Here is a 13,124-nt window from a genome sequence, read left to right on the forward strand (position 1 = left end):
AACTATTTTCTAAAACTCAATTTTTCCTTTAATGGAGGTCAATCATAGATAATTAACAGGATTATTATTCGGTTAAAAACGTTCAAAAAAGCAAAAAAGGCGTTTTTAAAAAAACACCTTTTAATATCTTAAAATTAAATCCTAATTCAAATGAAGTCAATTTATTTGTCCAGAACTTCAAAAGTCGAATTCATGCTTTTAAATTCAGGAACAATTTTCTTCATTTTGGCTACAATATCTTCATTATCATAAAAATCAGCTATTCCAATAAGTTCATCAATCTCGATATGCAAATTCTCGTACTCGTCCTGAATTTCCTGAGCGATCATAATTTTATTGTGATACGTTGGCAAAGTTTTAGAAGTATCGTTTAACAACTCTTCATAAAGCTTCTCTCCGGGTCTCAATCCAACAACTTTAATCTTTATTTCTTTTTCCGGAATAAAACCAGCAAGCTTAATCATCTTTTTAGCCAAATCAATAATCTTCACTGGTTTACCCATATCGAAAATATAAATCTCTCCTCCATTCCCCATTGCTCCGGCTTCTAAAACTAACTGACAAGCTTCGGGAATAGTCATAAAATAACGAATAATATCCTGATGAGTTATAGTTACCGGACCACCTTCTGCAATCTGTTTCGTAAACAAAGGAACAACTGATCCATTTGAGCCTAGTACATTTCCAAAACGTGTTGTGATAAATTTGGTTACACTCTCACCACCATTCTCTCTCTGATTTTTCAGGAATAAAGATTGAACATACTTTTCGGCAATCCTTTTACTCGCTCCCATTACATTACTAGGATTCACGGCCTTATCTGTTGAAACCATGACAAACTTTTTGACATGATACTTACAGGATAAATCGGCCAGGTTCTTAGTTCCTTTAATATTGGTATGAATAGCCTGTGCCGGATTTTCTTCCATTAAAGGAACATGTTTGTATGCTGCGGCATGAAAAACAACATGTGGATTATAATTTTTGAAAACTTTTTCCAACGCTTTTTTGCTTCTAACATCAGCAACTACAGCTATAATTTTTGATTCGGAACCAAATGTTGCGGTCTCCAAACACAAATTATGAAGCGGCGTTTCGGCATGATCCAAAATAACAACCATTTTAGGATTAAAACCAAGAACCTGTCTAACAATTTCACTCCCAATAGATCCCGCAGCCCCAGTAATAAGAACAGTTTTGTCTTTTAATTGTTTTGAGATTGATTTACTGTCCAGAACAATCGGTTTTCTTTCCAATAAATCTTCAATCTGTATATTTTTTACTTTTTGAGAAATTTCTTTTTGATTTTCCCAATCCGAAATCAACGGAACGGTATATACTCTGTAATTAAACTCTAAACACTGATCTACAATAATCAATTGTTCATCTTTAGACAAACTTTTATCAGCAATAATAACACCTTCTGCAGCTACAGAACGCATTAAGGCCGGTAATTTTTTTCTTAAAATCAGAATAGGCAGATCCAACATTCGCTTAGATGCATTCTGATTGTTTTTGTCGACAAATCCAACAATTTTAAATCTCGAAGGAGTTTCAAACTTCAATGCATTGGCAACAGAAATTGCATTGGCATCTGTTCCGTAAATTACAGTTCGAATTAACTTTGTAGTCGTTTTTTCAGAAAAGTAAAGTTCAAATGTCTGCTTTACGATCACACGATATAAAAACAATCCACAGAATGACAATACCAAATTAATAAAAAGAGCAGTGTTTAAAAATGCTTTATGTCCTGTATATAGTTCAAAAACTAAATTAAAAAACAAGAAAAACACCAAAACTGACATTTGAGAAAACAACAATTTTATAGCGTCGATATATGAAGAGTGTCGTATAATACCAGAGTATGTCCTAAACAACCAAAAGAAAAATATATTAATACCTATTAAACTCGAGACGAAAAAAGACTGATGAGTGGTAATAATATAGCCTAATGCCGTTCCTTCAAACAGCATATAGGTAAAAGTAAACGAGAAGATCAACACCATTATATCAATGGCAATAATGATCCACCTAGGCAAATAACTTAGGTTATTAATACTAGCTCGCAAGTTTCTTGGTGAGAAAGAATTATGCAATATAGAAGCTATTTTGGTTGATTTATCAGTATCCAATTCTGGTTCCGTTTGATTTTGTAAAGTTTGTATAAATTACAAAAGTACAAATTAAAGGTTTTAAAAAATTATTCCTCTATATAAATTAGATTTTAACACCTTTTTTCTTTTGTCTTAAGAATTCTAATAAATATGTTCCATATCCTGATTTCATTAAGGGGAGTGCAAGTTCCTCTAATTGGGCATCACTAATAAATCCTTGTCGCCACGCAGTTTCTTCAATACAGCCAACTTTTAAACCTTGTCTCTCTTCTAAAACCTGAACAAACTGACCAGCTTGCATCAAACTATTGAAAGTCCCCGTGTCCAACCATGCTGTACCTCTGCTTAGTATGCCCACTTTTAGTTTTCCTTTTTCAAGATAAACTTTGTTCACATCCGTAATTTCGTATTCTCCACGTGCACTGGGTTTGATATTCTTAGCAATTTCTACAACCGAATTATCATAAAAATATAGTCCAGGAACTGCATAATTTGATTTAGGTTCAAGAGGTTTTTCTTCAATAGAAACAGCATTTTTATTTTCATCAAACTCCACGACTCCATATCTTTCAGGATCAGAAACGTGGTAAGCAAATACAACTCCACCTTCAGGCTTTGTATTTGACTTCAATAGTTTTTGCATATTCGAGCCAAAGAAAATATTATCTCCCAATATTAAGGCAACATCGTCATTACCTATAAACTCTTCGCCAATGACAAAAGCTTGTGCCAATCCATTTGGAATTGCTTGCTCAGCATAGCTGAATTCGCAACCTAAATTAGAACCGTCACCCAGTAATTTTTTAAAATTTGGCAAGTCATGCGGTGTAGATATAATTAAGATTTCGTTTATTCCCGACATAATCAAAGTTGATAACGGATAGTAAATCATTGGCTTATCATAAACCGGCATCATTTGTTTGCTCATCGCAAGGGTCAACGGATGCAAACGTGTACCAGAACCTCCAGCTAATATAATTCCTTTCATAAGTTATTATTTATATGAACATTTTTTTTAGACTCTCTTTGTAATTTGGTATATCTATATGATAAAAAGTTTTAATTTTTTTCTTATCCAATAATGAAAAATTAGGACGCTTTGCTGGAGTCGGATAGGAAGAAGAAGGTATTCCGCCAATTTTACAATTGTAATTACCAAATTCTTTTATAACTAGAGCAAATTCGTACCAACTGATTTCTCCTTCATTCGAATAGTTATAAATTCCTGGAACCCATTCTGAAGATTCAAGAATAGTAATCATTGCCTTTGCCAAATCGCCTGCATAGGTTGGCGATCCAATCTGGTCATTAACAACATTAATCTCTTCTTTTTCCTGCATTAGACGCTGCATGGTTTTAACAAAATTATTCCCAAACTTACTGTACACCCAGGAAGTCCTAATGATAATTGATTCTGGATTTTTGGTTAAGCAGGCAATTTCTCCAGCCAACTTACTTTCACCATAAACATTAATAGGATACGTTTTTGAATTTTCAGTCAAGGCAATAGAAGATGTACCATCAAAAACATAATCTGTAGAGATATGAATTAACTGTACATTATTCTCCTTAGCATATTTTGCAATTAACTTTACTGCTTCACAATTTACTATAAATGCCAACTCTTTTTCATTTTCGGCTTTATCTACAGCTGTATAGGCACCACAATTAAATATGACATCCGGACTAATTTCATTTAGTTGAGACTGCAATAAATCTAGATTATCTAAAGTCGCTTTTGTTCGATCAGCAAATATCCATTCATATTGATAATAAGACGTAGATAAAGCTGAAAGTTCAGATCCTAACTGTCCGGTTGCTCCTGTTACAAGAATCTTCTTCATTAAAATAAGCTATTACAATTTTCAATACAAGGAAGAATTTGATCTTTTTCAGAAACAATTGCTTTATCTAAATCCATTCCCCAGTCAATGTTTAAGGATGGATCATCATATTTAATTCCTCCTTCAGAAGCTTTATTATAAAACTGATCACATTTATACATCACCGAAGCTGTTTTGCTAATAACCGAAAAACCATGCGCAAAACCTTGCGGTACTAATAATTGTTTCTTATTTTCAGCTGACAACAAAACACTAAATGATTTTCCATAAGTAGGAGAGTCTTTTCTTAAATCTACCGCAACATCAATAATTTTACCTTCTAAAACACGAACTAATTTAGTTTGCGCAAAAGGAGGATTTTGGTAATGCAGACCTCGTAATGTTCCTTTTTTTGAGAAGGACTGATTATCCTGCACAAAATCTATATTAACCCCTAATTCTTCAAATTTAGTTTTGCTATAAGATTCAAAAAAAAAACCTCTTTCGTCACCAAAAATAATTGGCTCAATAATCAGTAAATCTAATATAGTCGTTTTTTCAATCTTCATATAAATAGTCGAAATTACTTTACTTATTAAAAAATGTATCAAACACGTTTTTAATTCTATTTAATTCTTCAGTTGTCGTATTAGAACCTGAAGGCAGACATAGTCCATTTTCAAATAATGTTTCAGCTACATTGTTTCCATAGTAAGGAAACTTTTCAAAAATAGGCTGTAAATGCATCGGTTTCCAGAGTGGTCTACTTTCTATATTATCACTTTCCAAAGCTAAACGCAAATCCTCTCTTGTTTTACCATTTGTTTTTTGAGGATCTATAACGATTGCTGTCAACCAATGATTTGAAAAATAATCATTGCTTGGTTCTTTCAATATAGTTATACCATCAATCTTCGCGAAGTAAGTAACATAAAATTTATGCATTTTTCTTCTTAACTGAACATGAGCATCAAGAACTTCCATTTGCCCTCTTCCAATACCCGCACAAATGTTACTCATCCTATAATTATATCCAACATGACTATGTTGATAATGCGGTGCATTATCGCGTGCTTGTGTGGAAAGAAAAATAGCTTTGTCTTTGGTTTCTTTACTTTTGGTCACAATTGCACCTCCACCTGAAGTTGTGATAATTTTATTTCCATTAAATGAAAGTACACCAATATGACCAAATGTCCCACACTTTTGTTTTTTATAATAACTTCCTAAAGCTTCAGCGCTATCTTCAAGAATAGGGATATTATATCTTTCAGCTATACTATGAATTTCGTCAACTTTATACGGCATACCATAAAGATGAACCCCTATTATAGCTTTAGGTTTTTTTCCTTTAGAAATCCTTTCAACGATGGCTTTTTCTAGTGCTTTCGGACAAAGATTCCAAGTATCAGACTCACTATCAATAAATATAGGAGCTGCTCCTACGTACATAATCGGATTTGCTGATGCGGAAAAGGTCATACTTTGACAAAGTACCTCATCTCCAGATTTAACTCCTAACAAAATTAATCCTAAATGAATAGCTGCTGTACCTGAACTTAAAGCGCCAACATATATTTCTTCATTTAAATATTGTTCTAAATCTTTTTCAAAACCATTTACATTAGGCCCTAAAGGAGCTACCCAATTTGTATCAAAAGCTTCTTGCACGTAGTTTTGTTCCATACCTCCCATATGCGGAGATGACAGCCATATTTTTGATTTATTCATTTATTTTGTTGTATTTAGTAATTTTTCCAGGGTTTCCGACAACTACTGCGTAATCAGGAATATCTTTTATAATAACTGCTCCGGCTCCAACAGTTGCCCATTTACCAATTTTAACACCTTGAATTACACATGCCCCAATGCCAATATGTGCTCCTTCTCCAACAAAAACATTACCTGCTAATGCTGAATTAGGAGAAATATGAACAAAATCATCAATTTTGCAATCATGTTCTATTATAGCTCCTGTGTTAATTATGCAATGCTTACCTATTTCCGCATCTGAATTGACTATCACACCTGCCATAATAACTGTTCCCTCTCCAATTTTTGAACTTTCTGAGATAATAGCTTTTGCATGTAGCACTGTAAAAAAAGATTTTTCTACTTTTGAAACTATCACTTTACGAATCTGATTATTACCTATTGACACAACTATTTTACCAGCTTTCGCTTTCAATAATTGTAATGAATCAAGGACTGGAATATTATGTATTATTTCAGTTTTTGGTTGATCATCAAAAACAGCATTAACAGTTATATTATTACTCCTTAATGCTTCAATAATCACCTTACAATGACCACTTGCTCCATATAAATATTTAGCATTCTCCATTAAATTTTTCTATTGTGGCAACATTTGCTGCATTAATCCCTTCGCTTTTAATTACTTTTTGAACTGTTTTTACCAGTATTTTAAAGTCTAAATTCAATGAAATATTGTTGACATACCATACATCATATTCAAATTTTTGAGGCCATGAAATTGCATTTCTCCCATTCACCTGTGCCAATCCTGTAATTCCTGGTCTAGCATTATGCCGTTGTTTTTGAAATTCATTATATAGTGGTAAATATTCAGGTAGCAAAGGACGTGGCCCTATTAAACTCATATCACCTTTTAAAACATTTAATAATTGCGGAATTTCATCTAAAGAAGTTGTTCGTACAAACGTACCTACGTTAGTTAATCTTTCAGCATCTGGCAATAGGCCCCCATGAATATCCTTTTTGTCATTCATGGTTTTGAATTTAATTATTTTAAATATTTTTCCATTTTTACCTGGTCTCTTTTGAACAAAAAAAGGCTTTCCATCATTTGCAATGGTCAGAAATAAGGTAATAATCAAAATCAAGGGAAAAAAAACAAGTAGCGCAAAAAATGATATTACGATATCAATAATACGTTTTAAAAAAAAACTATACATCTATTTTTTGTTTTATTAAATGATATGATTTGTCGACTGTATATTCATTATTTAGCAGATTCCATGCATTTTCTTTCATATTATTGAAATGATTTTCATCTATCAGCATCTTTTCAATAACTTGGTTCATAGCTAAAATATCTCCTGAAACAACTGAAAAACCACAGTTGTTTTTTTCTATAACTGTACCAATGTCTGTACTTTCATCAGTAGCTGAAATAATAGGCATTTTCATCTCTAAATACGAAAGTAACCTTGAAGGAAAATTAGGAATAGTGAAATCCTTATGTAAAAAAATCATTCCAACATCACATGCATTCAATAACAAATCATAATCCGCTTTAGGCAAACCACTTAATAACATTGCATTATCTGGATTTAATTTCAAAAACCAATCTTTAATTCTGTTATATTCCGTGCCCGTGCCAACAATTAAAAAAAAAGCATCTTGATTTTTGTTTGATTGAATCGTCTCCAATAAAAAATCTATTCCCTGTGGCTTTCCGAGATTACCACCATAAACGAATATTTTTTTATCAATAGGTAAATTATATTTAACCTTAATTTTTCCTTTTTCATCTTCATTTTGGAGTAAGACAAAAGGCTTTATAGAGTTTGGGTTAACTTCTACTTTTTCTGATCCAACACTTGGATTATGACTCAAAATATATTTTCTATTAGCTTCAGACATGCACCCAATCATGTCTGAAAGCTTATATAGTTTTTTTTCTTTTTTCAGAAAAATATTATGCAAAACTCCATTCTCCTTAAGCATTTTCATGTCAACTGCATTCTGAGGAAAAATATCCTTCAGCAATAAATAAGAATATGCTTTATCGCGTTGCTTTATAAAATTAATAACTTTTGAAAAAGTAATAGGAGGAGTCGAATAGATTATTAAATCAAACTTTATATCGAAAAAATATTTTTTTATTGCTTTAAGAAATTGGTATTCAATTGCTAGAACACCCATCCCTTTTTCTACAATATTTGTTTTTTGAAGATTAAATGTTTGCACATTTAAAATTGTCCCTTCGACTTCTTTTTTTACAAATGTTTTTCTTCTTTCTCTTCGTTCAATAGGACATACAGCAAAAACATCATGATTTTCCTCATAAAACTTACGAAGAAGGTCGCTATAGATTCCTCTATCAGAAAAGGAATTAATTTTCACCATCGTTAAAAAAAGCACTCTCATATGAATTGTTTGCTACATTTCACTCCAAACAACTCGCTTCACATAATCTGTATAACTTAAAATTATACGAACCATTTTTTCAGAAACGTTTGGCATTGAATAATCATCAACTGGTCTAAAATTTCTTTCTTTTCCAGTTTTCTGATACTGTAATTGTACTAAACCTTGCATAATTCTTTCCGGACTTAACCCAACCATCATAACAGAAGTTTCTTCCATTGCTTCTGGTCTTTCGTGAGCGTCTCTAATATTAAGAGCTCTAAAATTTAACACTGAAGACTCTTCTGAAATAGTTCCTGAATCTGACAAAACAGCAAAAGATTTCATTTGCAAAGCATTATAATCATTAAACCCTAATGGCTTTAAAAATTGCACGTTTTGATGCATTTGAATATTTTTTTTCTCAATCATATTTCTAGTACGAGGATGCGTACTTACAATGATTGGAAAATTGTATTTTTCAGCGATAAGATTCAAGCCATCCATTAAGCCTTGAAAATTTTTCTCACTATTAATATTTTCTTCCCTATGAGACGATACAACAAAAAACTCTCCATTTTTCAGTCCTAATCTTTCAAGAACATCAGAAGATTCTATTGATGGCAAATAATGATTTAAAACTTCAAACATTGGAGAACCTGTTTTGATAATGCGATCAGCAGGCAAACCTTCTCTTAATAAATATTCTCTAGCGATATCGCTATAAGTTAAGTTAACATCAGAAACATGATCAACAATTTTTCTATTTGTTTCTTCCGGAACACGTTGATCAAAACAACGATTACCAGCTTCCATGTGAAAAATTGGAATATGCCTTTTCTTTGCCGGAATCGCACACAAACAGCTATTAGTATCACCTAATACCAAAAAAGCATCTGGTTTTTCTGTTTCTAATAGTGGATCAATTTTAATCAAAATCTGGCCTACCGTTTCGGTAGCCGTTGCTCCAGCTGCATTTAAGAAAAAATCAGGTTTACGAATCCCTAAATCATCAAAAAATATTTGGTTTAGTTCATAATCATAATTTTGCCCAGTATGAACAATTACATGTTCTATTGCATCAGAATTATCTAAAGCTGCCATTACTCTTGACAGACGAATAATCTCTGGCCTGGTACCCACTACGGTCATTACTTTTAATCTATCTTTCATTATCTGTTTATCTATGAAATTATTATTTTTTATTTATTCAACATTTTCAAAATAAGTGTCTGGATCATTTGGATCATAAAACTCATTTATCCAAAAATTGGTATATAACACTTCATCTCCAATGTTCTTGATATTATGTGTATACCAAATTGGCATATCAACATATGATGGTTCACTTCCGTCAAGATAAAAATCTAAAACTTCGTTAGTTCCAATACGGCGCAATTGAATTAAGGCTTTTCCTTTAATTACTGCAAAACGTTCAACTTTTCTGGTATGATAATGATTTCCGCGAGTGATTCCTGGAACGGTTGTTGAAAAGGAAACCTGACCACCAACGCCCAAACGGATAATCTCAACAAATGAGCCTCTAGGATCTGTATGTTCAACAAATTTTACAGGAAAGTGATTTTTAATGTCCATATAACAACGAAATGTATTGAATAAATTCAATTCAAATGTGCTGTCAATACCTGGAATAATGCTTTTTTCCTGATATTCTGATTTATACTTTTCCAGCAAACTTAAAATTTGAGAAACCTTAAATTCTGAAGTATGCTTTACTAATAATTCTGCTTTTCCTTTTTTACTTCTAATTTCAGAAAGAATAGCATCAACTAGTTCTCCAACATAAATTAGTTTTAAATCGCCGTCAATTTCAATAGTTGGTATTTCATTATGTGATAATTTATGACAAAAAGTAGCAATTACTGAATTGTAGTTCGGATGTCCAAAAGGCCCAAAAACATTTGGGATAATCATTCCGGTAAATTCTCCTTCTGAATTATTTGCCCAGTTAATCATTAATTCTCTACCTTCCTTTTTAGATTTTCCATAAAGATTATCTCTCTCTTCCTGAGTTGATGAAGAAAAAAGAACATGAGCTTTACTTTTTGTGTGTTCGAGAGATTGAACTAATTTTTGAACTAAACCAAGATTTGTATCATAAATAACTTGTGGATCATTATGGCGATTCATTGCTGCTAAATGTACGATTACATCACATTGCGCCACAAAATCAGTTAATTGATCCTGATCTTCAAAATATTCTTTTTGAAAATCAATTCTTGTAAACTCCTCTGGAAACAAACCAAGTGTATTATACAAATGTGTTCCAACAAAACCAGCCTGACCAGTAATTCCTATTTTTAACATTTTTGATTTTATTTTTTAAAATAATCAATATCGAAACGATACTCATCTTTAATTTCACCCAGCATATAATCAGCCATAACGAGTAATCTGGAATCAGATTCCAATGACTGGATACTACTTATATATCCTTTAGGAACATGAATTACATCTAATTTTTCCGAATCAATTTGAAAAATATACACTTTTAAATCCTTAGATGGATTCTCCCAATTATCTATTTCAATTAATTGAATTTTGAATTTTCCACTCAAGGCAGAAAACCATCTTTGCTCTATTTTATGACCTTGCCAGCCTCTGATAAAGTCGAGACTATTGTTTTGAATTATATAAATTCTTTTGACCAAAGATGAATCAAAATCGTTATTGTAGAATAAAAATCCTCTTTGATCAGAGTGGCAATTACCTGAAATTAATTTAGGTTCCATATATTAATTTTAGCCAGGCATTTGAGCTACATCCTCTCCAAAAACCTCTTTACGAATTAAAGGTAAAGTAGACAGTAATTTCTTCATGCCTTCTACACCTTGCTGCTCTGTATTATGTGAATGATAGTCTTCGATTAAAGACACATCTTCCTCTCCTTCAGAGAAATATTGTGCATAATTCAGGTCACGATTATCAGCAGGAATACGATAAAATTCTCCCATATCTTCTGCCTTAACCATTTCTTCACGCGTACACAAAGTTTCGTATAATTTTTCTCCGTGACGAGTACCTATTATTTTGACTTCATTATCAGCATTACAAAGTTCCTTCAAAGCCTGAGCTAAATCACCTATAGTTCCAGCTGGAGCTTTGTTTACAAACAAATCACCAGGGTTGCCATGTTCAAATGCAAACAGAACAAGTTCTACTGCTTCATCCAGTGACATTAAAAACCTAGTCATATTAGGATCAGTGATTGTAATTGTTTTACCTTCCTTAATTTGCTTCAAAAACAATGGAATTACTGACCCTCTGGAAGCCATTACGTTACCGTATCTAGTCAAACAAACTGTAGTTTCATTTAAATTTCTAGATGCCGCTACAGCTACTTTTTCCATTAAAGCTTTTGATATTCCCATAGCGTTAATCGGATAAGCAGCTTTATCTGTACTTAAGCAAATCACTTTTTTAATCTTATTAATTCCAGCTGCATCAATTACATTCTGAGTTCCAAAAACATTAGTTTTCGTTGCCTCTAAAGGAAAAAACTCACAAGATGGAACTTGTTTTAAAGCTGCTGCATGAAACACATAATCTACTCCTCTCATGGCACGCTCAATGCTGTTGTAATCTCTTACGTCACCTATGTAGAATTTTAGTTTATCACTTTTTAATTGATTACGCATATCATCCTGTTTCTTCTCATCACGAGAAAAAATACGAATTTCACTAAAATGATCAGTATGCAAAAAGCGGTTTAGCACTGCATTTCCGAAAGAACCGGTACCGCCTGTTATAAGGAGTGTTTTATTTTTAAACATTTTAAATATATATATATTACGTATTAAAACTCAATTACTGTTGCTCCAAAAGAATAACCTACACCAAATCCAGCTATAAGTACTTTCATTCCTTTTTTTATTTTTTGTGCTGCTATTGCTTCAGCCATAGCGATAGGTATAGTTGAAGAGACTGTGTTGCCAATATCTTCAAAATACATGAAAAATTTATCTTGAGGAATATTAATTTTTCTGCGAATATAATCCAGCATGAATTTATTCGCCTGATGAAAAACAAATAAATCAATATCCTCTAATGTAAGATTATTTTTTTCTAAACAATCTTCAACCAATACCGGAACAGAGGCAGTAGTAAATTTAAATATCTCTTGTCCATTCATATAGAGATTACTATCATTCCTAACAAATTCCTCTTCAGAAAAAATGTCTTCACCTATTTCTAAGGCAAATTTTGATCCACCATTTTTCACAATTAGATTTTCAGCGCCCTCTCCGTCAGTTCCAAAAACGAATTTGCGAATCCCGCCTGAAGAAGGGTCTGAAGAAACCAAGCATGCCGCAGCAGCATCTCCAAAAATTGTTCTATTCGATTTATCTTTTTTATTGATGTACTTACTATAAGTTTCAGAAGTAATTAACAAAACATTTTTTGCCGTTTCTCCCGCTATTAATCCATTTGCTAGTGCTAAGCCATATACAAAACCTGAGCAACCTAGATTAAAATCTAGTGCGCCACAATTCTTTGAAAGTCCTAATTTATCTTGAATTATACATGCTGTCGTTGGTAAAAAGTAGTCAGGACTTTGGGTACATAGCAATACAAAATCAATTTTGTTCTTGTCTATTGAATGTTCTTCAAATAATTTTAAACAAGCTTTAATAGCTAAATCGCTTACAAATTCGCCATCAGAAGCAATTGTTCTTTTAAAAATACCCGTTTTAGAAGAAATCTTTTCAACACTCCACTCAGGAAACTCATTATTCAAATCTTCATTTGTCAAAGTGTTTTCTGGAAGATATACGGAAATAGAATTAATATATGATTTCACTTTTTATTTTTTATTATTTCTCGCTAATAAATTCAAACAAGGCAATTGGAGATTCTAATTTATTTAAATCTTCAATTTTTAACTTTATGCCATAATCATCTTCAACAAAAGCAATTATTGAAAATTTAGTCAATGAATCCCACGTGTCTAAATCTTCAAATCTAGTTTCCATAGTTAATTTTGCAGAGTCAATTTCTTCAAATTGAACTTTAAGACCTGATAAAAAAATATCTTCTTTCATGTGATTATTTT

At 32.2% G+C, this 13,124-nt stretch carries 14 protein-coding genes; all 14 read right to left on the reverse strand.

What is annotated here, in order from left to right; genetic code table 11:
- Positions 1-161 precede the first annotated feature (161 nt).
- The 14 genes from BHE19_RS15280 to BHE19_RS15345 all read right to left on the reverse strand — a co-directional run bounded on the left by BHE19_RS15280 (position 162) and on the right by BHE19_RS15345 (position 13,113).
- Positions 162-2,132, reverse strand: a complete 1,971-nt coding sequence (locus BHE19_RS15280) for a polysaccharide biosynthesis protein (RefSeq protein WP_070907853.1) — start codon at positions 2,130-2,132, stop codon at positions 162-164.
- An 85-nt stretch (positions 2,133-2,217) separates the two neighbouring features.
- A complete protein-coding gene (gene rfbA / locus BHE19_RS15285) occupies positions 2,218-3,102 on the reverse strand; it encodes a glucose-1-phosphate thymidylyltransferase RfbA (RefSeq protein WP_070907854.1) in 885 nt (294 codons plus the stop codon).
- A 10-nt stretch (positions 3,103-3,112) separates the two neighbouring features.
- Positions 3,113-3,958 carry a dTDP-4-dehydrorhamnose reductase gene (rfbD, locus tag BHE19_RS15290; RefSeq protein WP_070907855.1) on the reverse strand — a complete coding sequence of 282 codons (846 nt, stop codon included), beginning with the start codon at positions 3,956-3,958 and terminating at the stop codon, positions 3,113-3,115.
- Positions 3,958-4,506 (reverse strand): dTDP-4-dehydrorhamnose 3,5-epimerase, encoded by a 549-nt coding sequence (gene rfbC, locus BHE19_RS15295; RefSeq protein ID WP_070907856.1) that lies wholly within the window; start codon positions 4,504-4,506, stop codon positions 3,958-3,960. The genes rfbD and rfbC overlap by 1 nt, the downstream gene beginning before the upstream one ends.
- Before the next feature lie 19 nt (positions 4,507-4,525).
- Positions 4,526-5,668 carry a DegT/DnrJ/EryC1/StrS family aminotransferase gene (locus tag BHE19_RS15300; protein ID WP_070907857.1) on the reverse strand — a complete coding sequence of 381 codons (1,143 nt, stop codon included), beginning with the start codon at positions 5,666-5,668 and terminating at the stop codon, positions 4,526-4,528.
- A complete protein-coding gene (locus tag BHE19_RS15305) occupies positions 5,661-6,281 on the reverse strand; it encodes an acetyltransferase (RefSeq protein ID WP_070907858.1) in 621 nt (206 codons plus the stop codon). Before BHE19_RS15305 ends, BHE19_RS15300 begins: the two co-directional genes overlap by 8 nt.
- The gene (locus BHE19_RS15310; protein WP_070907859.1) at positions 6,268-6,873 is read right to left on the reverse strand and encodes a sugar transferase; all 606 of its coding nucleotides are present in this window, start codon (positions 6,871-6,873) and stop codon (positions 6,268-6,270) included. The genes BHE19_RS15305 and BHE19_RS15310 overlap by 14 nt, the downstream gene beginning before the upstream one ends.
- Positions 6,866-8,050, reverse strand: coding sequence for a glycosyltransferase family 4 protein (locus BHE19_RS15315; protein WP_233431384.1), 1,185 nt, complete (start codon positions 8,048-8,050; stop codon positions 6,866-6,868). Before BHE19_RS15315 ends, BHE19_RS15310 begins: the two co-directional genes overlap by 8 nt.
- A gap of 33 nt (positions 8,051-8,083) precedes the next feature.
- The gene (wecB, locus tag BHE19_RS15320) at positions 8,084-9,223 is read right to left on the reverse strand and encodes a non-hydrolyzing UDP-N-acetylglucosamine 2-epimerase (RefSeq protein ID WP_070907861.1); all 1,140 of its coding nucleotides are present in this window, start codon (positions 9,221-9,223) and stop codon (positions 8,084-8,086) included.
- 33 nt (positions 9,224-9,256) lie between these two features.
- Positions 9,257-10,378: a polysaccharide biosynthesis C-terminal domain-containing protein gene (locus BHE19_RS15325; protein ID WP_070907862.1), complete on the reverse strand. Its 1,122-nt coding sequence runs from the start codon at positions 10,376-10,378 to the stop codon at positions 9,257-9,259.
- Positions 10,379-10,386: 8 nt separating this feature from the next.
- Positions 10,387-10,803, reverse strand: a complete 417-nt coding sequence (locus BHE19_RS15330) for a WxcM-like domain-containing protein (RefSeq protein WP_070907863.1) — start codon at positions 10,801-10,803, stop codon at positions 10,387-10,389.
- A 9-nt stretch (positions 10,804-10,812) separates the two neighbouring features.
- Positions 10,813-11,844: a polysaccharide biosynthesis protein gene (locus BHE19_RS15335; protein WP_070907864.1), complete on the reverse strand. Its 1,032-nt coding sequence runs from the start codon at positions 11,842-11,844 to the stop codon at positions 10,813-10,815.
- Between the two features lie 23 nt (positions 11,845-11,867).
- Positions 11,868-12,872 (reverse strand): 3-oxoacyl-ACP synthase III family protein, encoded by a 1,005-nt coding sequence (locus BHE19_RS15340; protein ID WP_070907865.1) that lies wholly within the window; start codon positions 12,870-12,872, stop codon positions 11,868-11,870.
- Between the two features lie 13 nt (positions 12,873-12,885).
- A complete protein-coding gene (locus BHE19_RS15345; protein WP_070907866.1) occupies positions 12,886-13,113 on the reverse strand; it encodes an acyl carrier protein in 228 nt (75 codons plus the stop codon).
- Positions 13,114-13,124: the final 11 nt, after the last annotated feature.

The sequence above is a fragment of the Flavobacterium tructae genome (genome assembly GCF_001853485.1).
GTDB classification, from domain to species: domain Bacteria; phylum Bacteroidota; class Bacteroidia; order Flavobacteriales; family Flavobacteriaceae; genus Flavobacterium; species Flavobacterium tructae.

Coding starts and splice junctions, on each gene's coding strand:
- BHE19_RS15325 (WP_070907862.1), bottom strand. CDS start 10,378: ATGTTAAAAATAGGAATTACTGGTCAGGCTGGTTTTGTTGGAACACAT.
- BHE19_RS15315 (WP_233431384.1), bottom strand. CDS start 8,050: ATGGTGAAAATTAATTCCTTTTCTGATAGAGGAATCTATAGCGACCTT.
- BHE19_RS15335 (WP_070907864.1), bottom strand. CDS start 11,844: ATGTTTAAAAATAAAACACTCCTTATAACAGGCGGTACCGGTTCTTTC.
- BHE19_RS15300 (WP_070907857.1), bottom strand. CDS start 5,668: ATGAATAAATCAAAAATATGGCTGTCATCTCCGCATATGGGAGGTATG.
- wecB (WP_070907861.1), bottom strand. CDS start 9,223: ATGAAAGATAGATTAAAAGTAATGACCGTAGTGGGTACCAGGCCAGAG.
- BHE19_RS15330 (WP_070907863.1), bottom strand. CDS start 10,803: ATGGAACCTAAATTAATTTCAGGTAATTGCCACTCTGATCAAAGAGGA.
- rfbA (WP_070907854.1), bottom strand. CDS start 3,102: ATGAAAGGAATTATATTAGCTGGAGGTTCTGGTACACGTTTGCATCCG.
- BHE19_RS15345 (WP_070907866.1), bottom strand. CDS start 13,113: ATGAAAGAAGATATTTTTTTATCAGGTCTTAAAGTTCAATTTGAAGAA.
- rfbC (WP_070907856.1), bottom strand. CDS start 4,506: ATGAAGATTGAAAAAACGACTATATTAGATTTACTGATTATTGAGCCA.
- BHE19_RS15310 (WP_070907859.1), bottom strand. CDS start 6,873: ATGTATAGTTTTTTTTTAAAACGTATTATTGATATCGTAATATCATTT.
- rfbD (WP_070907855.1), bottom strand. CDS start 3,958: ATGAAGAAGATTCTTGTAACAGGAGCAACCGGACAGTTAGGATCTGAA.
- BHE19_RS15305 (WP_070907858.1), bottom strand. CDS start 6,281: ATGGAGAATGCTAAATATTTATATGGAGCAAGTGGTCATTGTAAGGTG.